The 13,334-nt window shown below is 59.8% G+C and carries 14 protein-coding genes; all 14 read left to right on the top strand.

Annotated features, from left to right (window positions below):
* Window positions 1-122: 122 nt before the first annotated feature.
* Window positions 123-527: a cobalamin biosynthesis protein gene (locus AC13RC_RS10995; RefSeq protein ID WP_488557150.1), complete on the top strand. Its 405-nt coding sequence runs from the start codon at window positions 123-125 to the stop codon at window positions 525-527.
* Between the two features lie 163 nt (window positions 528-690).
* A complete protein-coding gene (locus AC13RC_RS10990) occupies window positions 691-1,650 on the top strand; it encodes a nucleoside hydrolase (RefSeq protein ID WP_488557149.1) in 960 nt (319 codons plus the stop codon).
* A gap of 284 nt (window positions 1,651-1,934) precedes the next feature.
* Window positions 1,935-2,783, top strand: coding sequence for a uroporphyrinogen-III C-methyltransferase (gene cobA / locus AC13RC_RS10985; protein WP_488557148.1), 849 nt, complete (start codon window positions 1,935-1,937; stop codon window positions 2,781-2,783).
* Complete coding sequence (locus AC13RC_RS10980) at window positions 2,780-4,087, top strand: cobyrinic acid a,c-diamide synthase CobB (RefSeq protein ID WP_488557147.1); 1,308 nt, start codon at window positions 2,780-2,782, stop codon at window positions 4,085-4,087. The genes cobA and AC13RC_RS10980 overlap by 4 nt, the downstream gene beginning before the upstream one ends.
* On the top strand, window positions 4,084-5,082 hold the full coding sequence (gene cobD, locus AC13RC_RS10975) for a threonine-phosphate decarboxylase CobD (protein ID WP_488557146.1): 999 nt from the start codon (window positions 4,084-4,086) through the stop codon (window positions 5,080-5,082). Before AC13RC_RS10980 ends, cobD begins: the two co-directional genes overlap by 4 nt.
* The gene (cbiB, locus tag AC13RC_RS10970; RefSeq protein ID WP_488557145.1) at window positions 5,079-6,059 is read left to right on the top strand and encodes an adenosylcobinamide-phosphate synthase CbiB; all 981 of its coding nucleotides are present in this window, start codon (window positions 5,079-5,081) and stop codon (window positions 6,057-6,059) included. The genes cobD and cbiB overlap by 4 nt, the downstream gene beginning before the upstream one ends.
* A gap of 118 nt (window positions 6,060-6,177) precedes the next feature.
* Window positions 6,178-6,606: a L,D-transpeptidase gene (locus tag AC13RC_RS10965; protein WP_069613140.1), complete on the top strand. Its 429-nt coding sequence runs from the start codon at window positions 6,178-6,180 to the stop codon at window positions 6,604-6,606.
* 218 nt (window positions 6,607-6,824) lie between these two features.
* Complete coding sequence (locus tag AC13RC_RS10960) at window positions 6,825-7,103, top strand: acyl carrier protein (protein WP_069613139.1); 279 nt, start codon at window positions 6,825-6,827, stop codon at window positions 7,101-7,103.
* Window positions 7,104-7,225: 122 nt separating this feature from the next.
* Window positions 7,226-7,699, top strand: coding sequence for a 3-hydroxyacyl-ACP dehydratase FabZ family protein (locus tag AC13RC_RS10955; protein ID WP_113390275.1), 474 nt, complete (start codon window positions 7,226-7,228; stop codon window positions 7,697-7,699).
* Window positions 7,700-7,742: 43 nt separating this feature from the next.
* Entirely contained in the window at window positions 7,743-8,948 is a 1,206-nt protein-coding gene (locus AC13RC_RS10950) for a beta-ketoacyl-ACP synthase (protein WP_488557144.1), read from the top strand.
* A 10-nt stretch (window positions 8,949-8,958) separates the two neighbouring features.
* Window positions 8,959-10,239 (top strand): beta-ketoacyl-ACP synthase, encoded by a 1,281-nt coding sequence (locus AC13RC_RS10945; protein WP_113333042.1) that lies wholly within the window; start codon window positions 8,959-8,961, stop codon window positions 10,237-10,239.
* Between the two features lie 54 nt (window positions 10,240-10,293).
* Window positions 10,294-11,322: a zinc-binding dehydrogenase gene (locus AC13RC_RS10940; RefSeq protein WP_112721150.1), complete on the top strand. Its 1,029-nt coding sequence runs from the start codon at window positions 10,294-10,296 to the stop codon at window positions 11,320-11,322.
* A 5-nt stretch (window positions 11,323-11,327) separates the two neighbouring features.
* A complete protein-coding gene (locus AC13RC_RS10935; RefSeq protein WP_488557143.1) occupies window positions 11,328-12,260 on the top strand; it encodes a lipid A biosynthesis lauroyl acyltransferase in 933 nt (310 codons plus the stop codon).
* 273 nt (window positions 12,261-12,533) lie between these two features.
* Window positions 12,534-13,256, top strand: coding sequence for a PAS domain-containing protein (locus AC13RC_RS10930; RefSeq protein WP_488557142.1), 723 nt, complete (start codon window positions 12,534-12,536; stop codon window positions 13,254-13,256).
* Window positions 13,257-13,334: the final 78 nt, after the last annotated feature.

Raw genomic sequence — 13,334 nt, 5'->3', positions numbered from 1 at the left:
AACGGCCTTCTGGCACTTCGATCGCCGCAAGGCAATTGCTATCAGGGCACATCAGGCGAAATTGACGCGTCGAAACGTGCCCGCTACAGCTGTCATCTCGGTCGATGCTGTTGGGAGCGACTATGACGATCTACGCCAATTCCACCCGCCGCTATCTTCTGGGTCTTGGCTGTGAGTGCGGCACGGACTGGAATGAGGTGCGGATGCTTGCAGAAAGAGCCTTTCAGGAGGCCGGGATCGGGACGGATCAGGTTCTGGCCGTCGTGTCGATCGACACGCGCATGGATGAACCGGCGATCCTGGAGACCGCCACGCATTTTCGCCTCCCGGCGCGCTTCTTCAAGGCAGCTGCACTGGAGCGGGAGACACCGAGGCTGAAGAACCCGTCCGAGATTGTTTTTGCGCATGTCGGTTGCCACGGTGTTGCCGAGGCTGCTGCGCTTGCGGCAGCTGGCCCGGATTCGGAGCTGGTGCTGCCCAAGATCAAGTCCAGCTTCGCCACAGCAGCGATCGCCAGGATCGCTTGAAGAGCGAATTCGCCACGCAAATCTCACAAATGCTCCATAGGGACATCGTCATGGCATTCCGCCACCGGCGGTTCTCGTGTATGCCGATGGGTCAAGCATGATCCGCGACGGGAAGAAATTTCCGGAAGATCAAGCTTATTCAGTATGTTGATAAGGAAAAATCATGCAAAAGGTCATTTATGATACGGATCCGGGCGTTGACGACGCCATGGCGCTTCTCTTCCTGCATCGTCACCCGAATATCGACCTTCTTGGCGTGACGACGGTTTTCGGCAATGCTTCGGTCGACACGACGACCCGCAACGCGCTGTTCCTGAAGCGCGAGTGGAATATTCCGTGCCCGGTTGCGCGGGGCGCCAGCGTCACTTTCGATCCTTCGCGGCATGAGCGGCCATGGCCGACAATGGTTCACGGTCATAACGGTCTCGGCGACATCGACGTGCCTGACACGATCGATCTGCCGACCGATCCCCGGCCAGCCTATCAGTTCATCATCGACACGGTTCGCGCGCATCCGGGGGAGGTTACCCTAGTTGCCGTCGGCCGCATGACCAATCTGGCTCTGGCGCTGAAGCATGATCCAGATATCGCCAAGCTCGTGAAAGGTGTCGTCATCATGGGCGGCAATTTTTACGTACCAGGCAATGTCTCTCCGGTCGCGGAGGCCAATATTCACGGCGATCCGGAAGCGGCCGATTTCGTCATGACAGCAGCCTGGAACGTCGTCGTGGTCGGTCTGGACGTGACCTCGGTGACGACTATGAGCCGCGGCTATCTGGCAGACATGGCCAAGGCAGGCGGCCCTTCGGTGCAGCTTTTGGCCGACCTCTCGCAGTCCTACATCGATTTCTACAAGCATGCGGTCGAAGACGGCATGATGGTCCATGATAGCTGCGCTTGCGTCTACGTCGTGGCACCAGAGCTGTTCGACACGATCGAGGGATCGATCCGCGTCGTCTGCGGCGGTATTGCCGACGGCCAGACGATTATCAAGCAGGACGGCCGCCGCTTCCCGCCCGGCGATTGGGACAATCTGCCGAGCCAGATCGCCTGCACCGGCATCCGCTCGCAGCAGGTTCTCGACCTGATCCGCGACGTGATTCTGGGCAAGGTGAAGCATTAAACCCCGTGAAGGGGGCATGGCGCCCCCTTCACAATTCGCTGAAGACCATTCTCCAGTTCTATTAAGAGGCTATCTGAGTGCCCGGATATATCGAGTCCGGGACGCAGTGATCGATCGACGTGTTTTCTGTGCTCTGTCGCCGTTGGAAAAGCTCATAGCGTGCTGTCGCTCATGTCGAAGAGATGCATGACGTAATGTCCGCAATGGGAGCGATGTCGAACGGAGATCGCCTTATCCCGTTCTCAACATTGCAATTTCGCCCATCCGGGCATAGGACACATGGGATGAACGATACCGCCTTTTCCAATCTGCCGGCCCTGGAGCCGGGTTCCGTCTGGCTCGTCGGTGCCGGGCCGGGCGATCCGGGGCTTTTGACCCTGCTGGCCGCCAAGGGATTGGCCGAGGCGGATGTCATTGTGCACGATGCGCTTGTCAATGAAGATTGCCTCAAACTCGCCCGCTCTGGCGCGGTGCTGGAATATGCCGGCAAGCGCGGCGGCAAGCCTTCCGCCAAGCAGCGGGATATCTCGCTGCGCCTGGTGGAACTGGCGCGGGCCGGCAAGCGCGTTCTGCGTTTGAAGGGCGGCGATCCCTTCGTTTTCGGGCGCGGCGGCGAGGAAGCGCTGACGCTTGTCCAGCACGGCATTCCCTTCCGCATCGTGCCCGGCATCACGGCTGGGATCGGTGGTCTGGCCTATGCCGGCATTCCCGTTACCCATCGCGACGTCAACCATGCCGTCACCTTCCTGACTGGTCATGACTCCTCCGGCGTCGTACCGGACGCGATCGATTGGGACGCGATCGGCAAGGGATCGCCCGTTATCGTCATGTATATGGCGATGAAGCACATTGCTCAGATCAGCGCGAATCTTATTGCCGCCGGCCGATCGGCGGATGAACCTGTTGCCTTCGTCTGCAATGCCGCGACATCCTCGCAGCAGGTTTTGGAGACGACGCTGGGGCGCGCGCCCGACGATGTCGAAGCCTCGGGCCTCGAACCGCCCGCCATAGTCGTCGTCGGCGAGGTGGTGAAATTGCGGCCGTCGCTCGATTGGCTGGGCGCGCTTTCCGGCCGCATATTACTGCCGGCGACTGAAAGCCCGGGGGAAAGCGGACGCAAGGTGTCGGCATGAGCGGGCTTCTGATCGCGGCACCCTCATCAGGCTCCGGCAAGACCACATTCACGCTCGGTCTCCTGCGGGCACTGCGAAACAGGGGCGTTGCGGTCGCGTCCGGCAAGGCCGGGCCGGATTATATCGATCCTGCCTTTCACGCTGCAGCGCTCGGATCCTCCTGTCTCAACTTCGATCCCTGGGCCATGCGCGCCGAACTGATTTCCGCCAATGCCGCGCTTCATCGTGCCGGCGGACGGATGCTCGTGATCGAGGGGATGATGGGCCTGTTCGACGGTGCTGCCGATGGCACTGGAACTCCGGCCGATCTTGCCGCCCTGCTTGGCCTTTCCGTCGTGCTCGTCGTCGACTGCTCTCGCATGTCGCAATCGGTTGCAGCGGTCGTCAGCGGCTTTGCCAATTTCCGGGCCGATATCCGCATTGCCGGCGTCGTGCTGAATCGCGTCGCCAGTGACAGGCATGAGACCATGTTGCGCCAGGCGCTGAATGCGGTGCGCATGCCCGTCGTCGCCGTTATCCGCAGTGACGCAAGTCTGGCCTTGCCGGAGCGGCATCTCGGTCTGGTGCAGGCGGGCGAGCATGGGGCACTCGAGCAATTTATCGAGGCGGCTGCCGAGGTCATTTCGAAAGCCTGCGATTTCGATCTGCTCCTGCGGGCAGCGCAGCAGCATCTCGTTCGCACCTCGGCGGCCAATATTGCGCGGCTTATGCCGTTCGGTCAGCGCATTGCGGTGGCGCGGGATATCGCATTCGCCTTCTGCTATGAGCATATGCTGCTCGGCTGGAAGCGTCGTGGCGCGGAAATATCCTTCTTTTCTCCGCTCGCGGATGAAGCTCCATCAGCTGATGCCGATGCCATCTATCTGCCGGGCGGCTATCCGGAGTTGCACGCCGGAAAGCTTTCCGCTGCCCAGCATTTCTGGGGTGGCATGAACGCGGCGGCCTCGCGCGGGGTGCGCATCTATGGCGAGTGCGGCGGCTATATGGTGCTCGGTGAGGGGCTTGTCGACGCGGCAGGTGCGCGCCATGAAATGCTAGGCCTCTTGCCCGTTGTTACCAGCTACGAGAAACGACAGCGCCATCTTGGCTATCGGCGGGTGGTGCCGCTTGCCGGCTCCTTCTTCGACAAGCCGATGACGGCGCATGAGTTTCATTATTCGACCATCGTATCGGAAGGTGAGGCGGACCGTCTGTTTGCGGTGAGGGATGCGCTCAATAACGATCTTGGTGCCGCTGGCTTGCAGCGTGCCAATGTTGCCGGCTCCTACATGCATTTGATCGATCTCGCCGGTGACGCCATATGACCAGCAGGATTGTCCATGGAGGCGGCATCACGGCTGCGGCACGCCAATATGGCGGGCGTCCGGAGGAATGGCTGGATCTGTCGACCGGCATCAATCCCAATCCGGTGACGCTGCCGGAAATCCCCGTTGCGGCATGGCATAGGCTGCCTGACCAGCATTTGCAGGAGCGGGCGCGGGAAGCGGCGAGGAACTATTACCGGAGCGGCGATATTCTGCCCTTGCCGGTTCCCGGCACGCAGTCCGTCATTCAATTGCTTCCGAGGCTGGTGCCCGGTGGCAGCGCCGCAATCCTCTCGCCGACCTATGGCGAATATGCAAGAGCCTTCACGCTGGCGGGGCTGCAGGTCCGCCAGGTTTCGACGCCTGCCGAACTTACCGCCGACGACAGGCTCGTGGTTGCCGTCAATCCCAACAATCCTGATGGGCGGAGGTTACCCATTGAGCAGTTGCGGGACTTGCACGACAGGTTACGGAGCCAAGGTGGGATCCTTCTTGTCGACGAGGCCTTCGGCGATATGGAGCCGGCAGCGAGCGTGGCGCCCTTTGCCGCCGCGATGCCCAACCTCGTCATCTTCCGTTCGTTCGGAAAGTTTTTCGGACTGGCCGGCCTTCGGCTTGGGTTCGTGATTGCTGAGGCCGCGATCCTAACCCGTTTCGAGGATTGGCTCGGTCCATGGGCGGTTTCCGGACCGGCTCTCTCGATTGCCGCGTCGCTCATGGAAGGCGACACAAGCGCCATCCGAAACCGCATTCTTCAACGACATTCGGCGCTGCAGACGGTTCTTCGCCGATCGAGGCTGCATGTTGCGGGAGGTACGCCCCTGTTTGCGCTGGTTGCGGACGACCGCGCCGAGGGCATATATACGCATCTCTGCCGTCATCATATTCTGGTCCGCAAGTTCGATTACGCCCGCAATTGGCTGCGCTTCGGGCTCGCTCCAGATGAAGAAGCGGATCAAAGACTCGCCGGGGTATTAGAGGATTATTCGACATGACCGCCGACGAACATTTGCTCATTCTGGTCCTGGCCTTGTTGCTTGACCGCCTCGTCGGCGATCCCGACTGGCTGTGGCAGCGCTTTCCGCATCCGGTCGTGCTGTTCGGCAAGGCGATTTCATCCTTTGATCGCCGTTTCAACGCAAAACACTTGCCGGGCGCCCTTCGCCGCCGCAACGGGGTGATGTCGATCGTCGCGCTGCTCATGGGCGCCGTTATCGCCGGCTGGGCCATTCATGGATTTCTCGCCTTCTTCGGCTGGCTCGGCATCCTGGTCGAGGCGGGGCTTGTGGCGGTTTTCATGGCGCAGAAGAGCCTGGCCGATCATGTCGAGCAAGTTTCGCGGGCATTGCGAGCCGATGGTCTGGAAGGCGGGCGTCTCGCCGTGTCGCGCATCGTCGGCCGGGATCCCGAGACGCTGGATGAGCCGGGTATCTGCCGTGCGGCCATCGAAAGCCTTGCCGAGAATTTTTCCGACGGTGTCGTCGCACCGGCGCTGTGGTACGGCGTTTTCGGCCTGCCGGGCCTCTTCTTCTACAAGATGCTCAACACTGCCGATTCGATGATCGGCCACAAATCCGAGACCTATGTCGATTTCGGCCGCGCTGCTGCGCGCCTCGACGACATCGCCAACTGGCCAGCCGCGCGCCTCTCCATCCTGTTGATTGCTGCCGGCGCTCTGATCAAACGTGGCATCTCCGCGCTTGGAAATGCGATCCGCATCGCCGTCCGCGATGGCGGGCTGCATCGTTCACCCAACTCCGGCCGGCCCGAGGCGGCTATGGCCGGCGCGCTCGATATCCAGCTTGCAGGTCCGCGAATCTATGGTGGTGAGCTCGTGCGCGAGCCGATGATCAACGGCTCCGGCCGCGACACTGCTACGGTCAACGACATCGAAGCCGGCATTTCCATATTCTATTCCGCCTGCACGATGCTGACGCTTCTCGCTTTCCTGGGTTTTCTGCTGCTCTTGTGAGCGTTCCGAAATTAAGCAATCGCTCACTATATGTATTAATTTGGTATAATCAGCATAGCGATAGACTCTCCCATCGTCTGAATTGCTTCATAAGGAAGCAAACAGTCGGAGGGGCAAGATGAGGCGTATCGCGTTCGCAGTAACGGCATGCCTGTGCATGCAATTCCACACCGTTTCGGCCCATGCCGGGACTGTTCTTGCAGTGGTCGATCTTCGATCGCAAACAATGACCGTTTCGGAGGATGGAGCTCTGAAGTATCGCTGGCGAGTGTCGACGGCGCGCAGGGGGTATGTGACGCCGACCGGCTCCTACACGGCCAAATGGCTGTCCAGGGATCACCGCTCGAAAAAATATGACGATGCGCCGATGCCTTACGCCGTGTTCTTCAACGGCGGCTATGCCATTCACGGCACCTATGAGGTGCGGCGGCTCGGCCGGCCGGCGTCGCATGGCTGCGTGCGGCTCGATACCCGCAATGCTGCCACTTTCTTTGCGATGACATCGGATGCCGGGCTCCACAACACCCGCATCGTGATCAGCGAGTGATCTTTCGCCAACAAGCGCTTTGCCATGCGGTTCGGCCGCAATGCTGCCGCATCTCGCGTCCATGTCGCGCGTGATTTCACAGATATGACGCGGCAGTCATTTTGCTGTTTGCGCAACACTGTCTTGCCAAATTGCCGGGGTTTCTGGTGGAAACCATTGGCTTTTGGAATGGATTTCCCTATGAGGGGGATGAATTATTATTTCAAGAGGTATGGGCAGTGACTGCTACATTTGACAAAGTTGCCGACATCATCGCTGAAACCAGCGAAATCGACCGTGACACCATCACCCCGGATAGCCACACGATCGACGACCTCGGCATCGACAGCCTGGACTTCCTGGATATCGTTTTCGCGATCGACAAGGAATTCGGCATCAAGATCCCGCTCGAGCAGTGGACGCAGGAAGTTAACGAAGGCAAGGTCTCGACCGAGGAATACTTCGTCCTGAAGAATCTCTGTGCCAAGATCGATGAGTTGCGCGCTGCCAAGGGCTGAGCGACATTCTTGCATTTTTTGACGCCCAGCCGCCTTTGAATATGGCGGCCGGGCGGTTTCATTCTTAAATAGCGTATCCCGCCCGGCGCGTCCTGCATTGCCGGGTTGGATCGGAGGCGTTGATGCTGCTGGAATATTTCCAGATGATCGACAGGGTCGAGTTTGTCGATCTGTCCAAGGGCCAGTTGAAGGCTCATTCCGTCGTTCCGGCGAAAAGCCCTGTTTTCGAAGGCCATTTCCCGGGCATGCCCCTGGTGCCCGGCGTTCTTCTTATCGAAACGATGGCGCAGGCCTCGGGCATGCTGGTGCTTGCCGCGACGAAATTTGCCTACATGCCGTTCCTGATGTCGGTCGATGGCGCGAAGATGCGAACCTTTGTCGAGCCGGAAGCCGAACTCGATATCGAAGCAGATTTGGAACACGAGGGTTCGGGCTTCGCCGTCACCAAGGCGCGTATTACCATTGCCGGAAAGAAGGTTTGCGATGCGCAGTTGAAGCTGCGCACCATGCCGTTTAATGAGGTGCCGCTCGGCGATATCGTGCGCAAGCGGGCAGGCGAGGTCGGGCTTCTCGACGCCATCGCCGCCAACGGTTGATGCTGCCGGCTTGTTCGGCGCCGCATTCGAAGAGGATTGATGAATGAGCAAGGCTCAGAATGATGTGGTGATCACAGGTATCGGCATCGTTACCTGCCAGGGCGTTGGCAAGGACGCGCATGTCGCCTTGCTGACCGCGGACAAGGCGCCGGCGACCATCGTCGAAACCGAGAAGTTCAAGCCCTATCCCGTGCATCCACTGCCCGAAATAGACTGGTCGCAACAGATCCCGAAGCGTGGTGATCAGCGCCAGATGGAAAACTGGCAGCGCATCGGCGTGTTCACCGCCGGCTTGGCGCTCGACGATGCCGGCTTCAAGGATGATCTGGAAGCCTGCGGCACCATGGACATGATCGTGGCGGCCGGCGGCGGCGAGCGCGACATCAATGTCGATACGCTGATTGTCAATGAGGGTCTGAAGCGCAACGACCGCGAGCTGCTGCTGAACGAGAAGCTGACGACCGAATTGCGGCCGACGCTGTTCCTGGCGCAGCTTTCGAACCTGCTCGCCGGCAATATCTCGATCGTGCATAAGGTCACGGGCTCGTCGCGCACTTTCATGGGCGAAGAGGCCTCCGGCATTTCGGCAGTGGAGACCGCGTTCCACCGTATCAAGTCCGGTGAATCGAGCCATGCTCTCGTAGGCGGCGCATTTTCCGCCGAGCGGCTCGACATGATCCTGCTGATCGAATCGATTAACGCGCATGCCACTGGTGACTGGCATCCCATCTGGTCGCGCAAGCCGGAAGATGGCGGCGGCATGATCATGGGTTCGCTCAGCGCCTTCCTCGTTCTTGAATCGCGTGCGCATGCCGAAGGTCGCGGCGCCCGTATCTATGCGACCATCGATGCCGTCGAGGGCGATCGGGGCCGGCGCGACGAGGGCAAGTTCGAGACGCGACTGGAGCGCATGCTCGCGCCAGCCAAGCAGACGTCCGGCGATGCGACCGTCGTCTTTTCCGGCACGACAGCGATCCCCGATCTTGCCCAGCGCGAAAAGGCAGTGCTCGATGCGCAGCTTCCGGGCTCGGCCATTCGCGCCTATTCCGGCGTTTCCGGCCATGGGCTGGAAAGCCAATTCCCGCTCGGGCTCGCCTTTGCGGCATTGGCTGTCGCAAGCCAGGCCAAGGTGCCGCCTTTCGATGCTGCGCATGAAAAGCCAATGACTAAGGGTGCCCGCAAAGCCGTGGTTACGACCGTCGGCCATGTGCGCGGCGAAGGCATTGCTGTATTGTCAGCTGAAGCGTGAGGAACAGGATATGACCGCTTACAAGGATCATCTCGGACGCCCGATCGTTGCCGTTACCGGCATGGGGATCATCACGTCGCTGGGGCAGGGCCTGCAGGACAATTGGAATGCATTATCGTCTGGCACTTCCGGCATTCACGGCATTACCCGCTTTCCGACGGACGGCCTTTCGACGCGCATTGCCGGCACCGTGGATTTCATCGATATTCCCGCTCCGAACGCGGTCGAACGCTCCTATGCTTTCGCCCGCGAAACAACCATTGAAGCTCTGGCTCAAGCCGGGATTTCTGGCGATTTCGACGCGCCGCTGTTCCTGGCTGCGCCGCCGATCGAACCCGAATGGAGCGCCCGTTTCGAACTGGCCGACCGCTCTCCTCCGGCAGATCATGAGGGCGATGCATATGAGCGCTTTCTCGCCGCCATGCGCCAGCGTCCCGATCCGGCCTTCCATGAAGCGGCTCTTTTCGGCGCCATTTCCGAGCGCCTTGCCGACCGTTTTGGCACGCGCGGCCTGCCGGTGACGCTGTCGACAGCCTGTGCATCAGGCGTGACCGCAATACAGCTCGGTATCGAGGCGATCCGTCAGGGACGCACCACTCGGGCACTGACTGTTGCTACCGACGGTTCGCTTAGCGCCGAGGCGCTGATCCGCTTCTCCCTGTTGTCGGCGCTGTCGACACAGAACGATCCGCCGACCAAGGCTTCCAAGCCCTTCAGCAAGGACCGTGACGGTTTCGTCATCGCGGAAGGCGCTGCGACGCTGGTGCTGGAATCGCTGGAGGCAGCGGTGGCACGCGGCGCCAAGATCCTCGGCATCATGAAGGGTGCGGGGGACAAGGCCGATTCCTTCCATCGCACCCGGTCTTCACCGGACGGCGGCCCGGCGATCGCGACGATCCGCGCGGCACTGGCCGATGCCGGCATGGCCGAAACCGATATCGGCTATATCAATGCGCACGGCACCTCGACGCCGGAAAACGACAAGATGGAATATGGCGCGATGTCGGCCGTCTTCGGCGAGCGGCTTCCGACCATTCCGGTTTCCTCGAACAAGTCGATGATCGGCCATACGCTGACGGCTGCGGGTGCGGTCGAAGCGGTGTTCTCGCTGCAGACGATGCTGACCGGCACGCTGCCGCCGACCATCAACTACAACAATCCCGATCCGTCGATCATCCTCGACGTGGTGCCGAACAAGAAGCGTGAAAAGCAGGTAAGTGCCGTTCTTTCGAACTCTTTCGGGTTTGGCGGCCAGAATGCCAGCCTTGTCATGGCGCTTGAACCGGCTTAATCGGACTTCTGAAAAACAGGATACAACTGCGCCCGAGAGGCGAGGGACTTTGCCATGCGTGCTTTGCAACTGATCGACGACCGCAAACTTGAGATCACCGATCTGCCGGAGCCGGATGCGCCGGGCGCGGGTGAGGTGACCTTGCGCGTCAAGGCCGTCGCTCTCAATCACATCGATGTGTGGGGCTGGCGCGGCATGGCCTTTGCCAAGCGCAAGATGCCGCTGGTCATCGGTGCTGAGGCTGCCGGCGTGGTCGAAGCGATCGGCCCGGGTGTTGCCAATGTCCTGCCGGGTCAGCTCGTATCGATCTACGGCGCGCGCACCTGCGGTCTTTGTCGCCATTGCCGCGAAGGACGTGACAATCTGTGCGAACATGTCGGTGGTGTCCACGGTTTCCATCTCGATGGTTTCGCGCAGGAGAAGGTCAATCTTCCGGCTCGCCTGCTCGTTCCGGCGCCTCCCGGCGTCGATGCGGTGGGTGCCGCGCTTGCTCCGGTGACTTTCGGTACCGTCGAGCACATGCTGTTCGACAATGCCAAGCTTGAACCGGGCGAAACGATCCTCGTTCACGCGGGCGGCTCGGGTATCGGTACCGCCGCGATCCAGCTCGCCAAGAAGATCGGCTGCACCGTGATCACGACGGTCGGTTCCGACGACAAGATCGAGAAGGCCAAAGCGCTCGGCGCCGATCACGTCATCAATTATCGCACCGACCGCTTCGAGGGCGTTGTGCGCAAGCTGACGAAAAAAAAGGGTGTCGATGTGGTCTTCGAACATGTCGGCAAGGACACCTGGGCCGGCTCCATGCTCTGCATGAAGCGCGGCGGCCGTCTCGTCACCTGCGGTTCGACTTCGGGCGTTTCGACCGAAATGAACCTGATGATGCTGTTCCAGCAGCAGTTGAAGCTGCTTGGCTCCTTCGGCTGCCGCATGGAGAACATGGCCAATGCGATGCAGAAGATGGCGCGCGGACTGGTTCATCCCGTGATCGATACCGAAGTCGGCTTCAATGACATCGACCGGGCGCTGGAGCGGATGGAATCGCGCCAGATCTTCGGCAAGATCATCCTGAAGATGGACTGAGCAGCGTGAAGCTCTTCATCACCCGGATCGTCCTTGCGCTCAGAAATTTCCGGCAGTGGCTGGTGGCGCAGGTCATTTTCGGCTTCCTGAATTTCCTGAAGCTGTTTCCGGCGGATGCAGGCATCAACTTCGCCGATTGGCTAACCCGCAAGATCGGTCCGCGCATGCGCCGGCATCAATTGATGCTGACCAATCTGCGCAATGCCTTTCCCGAAAAGAGGGAGGCGGAGATCGAGGAAATTGCGCGTGCAAGCTGGGGCAATATGGGGCGCCTGGCAGCAGAATATGTGTTTCTCGACCGGCTTTTCGATTTCGATCCCTTCAGCGACAAGCCTGGCCGCATCGAAGTTTCCGGTATTCCGATCTTTCTCGATCTGAGGGACAATCCGCGCCCGTTCATCGTTTTTACCGGACATACCGGCAATTTCGAACTACTGCCGGTCGCGGGAGCGGCCTTTGGCCTGACCGTGACCGTACTCTTCCGACCGCCGAACAATCCCTATGTCGCTCAGAAGGTTTTCGACTTCCGGGCTAAACGTATGGGCAACCTCGTTCCCTCCCACGCCGGCTCCTCGTTCAGCCTTGCGCGGGAGCTGGAAGCGGGTCGCGGCGTCGGCGTGCTGGTCGACCAGAAATTCCGCAAGGGTTTGAAGACGTCGTTCTTCGGCAGGGACGTAAAGACGAATCCGCTGTTGCCGAAGCTGGTGCGTCAGTTCAATTGCGAGGTCTATCCGGCCCGCTGCATCCGCCTGCCCGGCAATCGCTACCGGCTGGAGATCGAGCCGAAGCTCGAGATGCCGCGCAACGAAGCCGGCGGTCTCGATCTGACCGCAACGGCGCAGATGCTGAACGACAAGGTTGAGAGCTGGGTGCGGGAAAACCCTGAGCAATGGCTCTGGTATCATGATCGCTGGAATATCAAGAAGAGCGTTTTCTAGGCATCCATTGCGGCCCGTTAGCGACAGTTTTGCATTGTATATTTGCATCCGGTCTTCATGCAGTCATTACGCCAGGTAAGCCTTGCATTTCAGAAAGTTCTCCTTTCCCGAGAACTTCCGCTCATCCGGATTGAAAGTAGGGATAAGTCATGTTAATTCACAATGCAGAAAGTTTGGTGAGAATGCGGACACCAAGCTGAATATCCTTGGGCATGGTAACGCCGGGAAACGAGGCCCCTGCGTCCTGCTGTGTGCGGGGACAGGAGGGCAATTTTGCTGGCACTCTTTCATGCCTTCTCCACGAAATGTAACCAGATTCAGCGTGCGATAAAACTTGGCGATGATGAGCTTGTAGCGTCACTGGATCGCGAATTGGAGCCACTTATCGCGGCTATCCTGGCCTATAAGGCTACGAGTCTGCTTGAAATTTACATGCAGCTCCAGTTTATGAACAATCTCATCCGAGAAGAATCGGACGATCGCTCGCGCGTCATGCGCAACTCCGCATCGCTGTCGGTATTGATCGATCGCTACTTCGGCGGTGCAAGCGAAGCAGCAGGCGAAGTTCTTCGGGCGTTTTCAAGCGAGAAGATCGATCGGGACGATGCGTTCGGCTTCGAAGAAAGCAGCGTTCTCAATGATGTCATTCTGGACAGCCTGCCGGATCGCGTAGCCGTCGTGACGCGGGACTATCGCTACCTCTACAGCAACGCCGCCAATTCGGAGTTTCTGAAGTCGAAGCCGATGGAACTCGTGGGACGTCATATCTCGGAATTTGTCGGTGCGGAAGATTTCGAAAACAGCCTCAAGGCGAAGCTTGATGCCTGCTTTACCGGGGAGAAGGTGGAGTGCCTTTATCCCTCCTATCGCCAGATCGAACCCGGCAAGGTATTCCACTGCACGATGACGCCGTTGCGGGCAAAGGCGGAAGTGATCGGCGCATTGCTCGTCGTGCACGAGATCATCGCCGTTCCTGCAGGCATGCTGGTGGCTTGAACTCGCGTTCAGGCCCCAAACAGCGGTTTTCCAATCACGTCCGGTATCAGGCGAAGATTGTGTTCGCTTGATCTGGTG

The sequence above is a fragment of the Martinezella sp. CNPSo 3890 genome (assembly GCF_057784455.1).
This window is presented reverse-complemented; position numbering and strand designations above follow the sequence as displayed.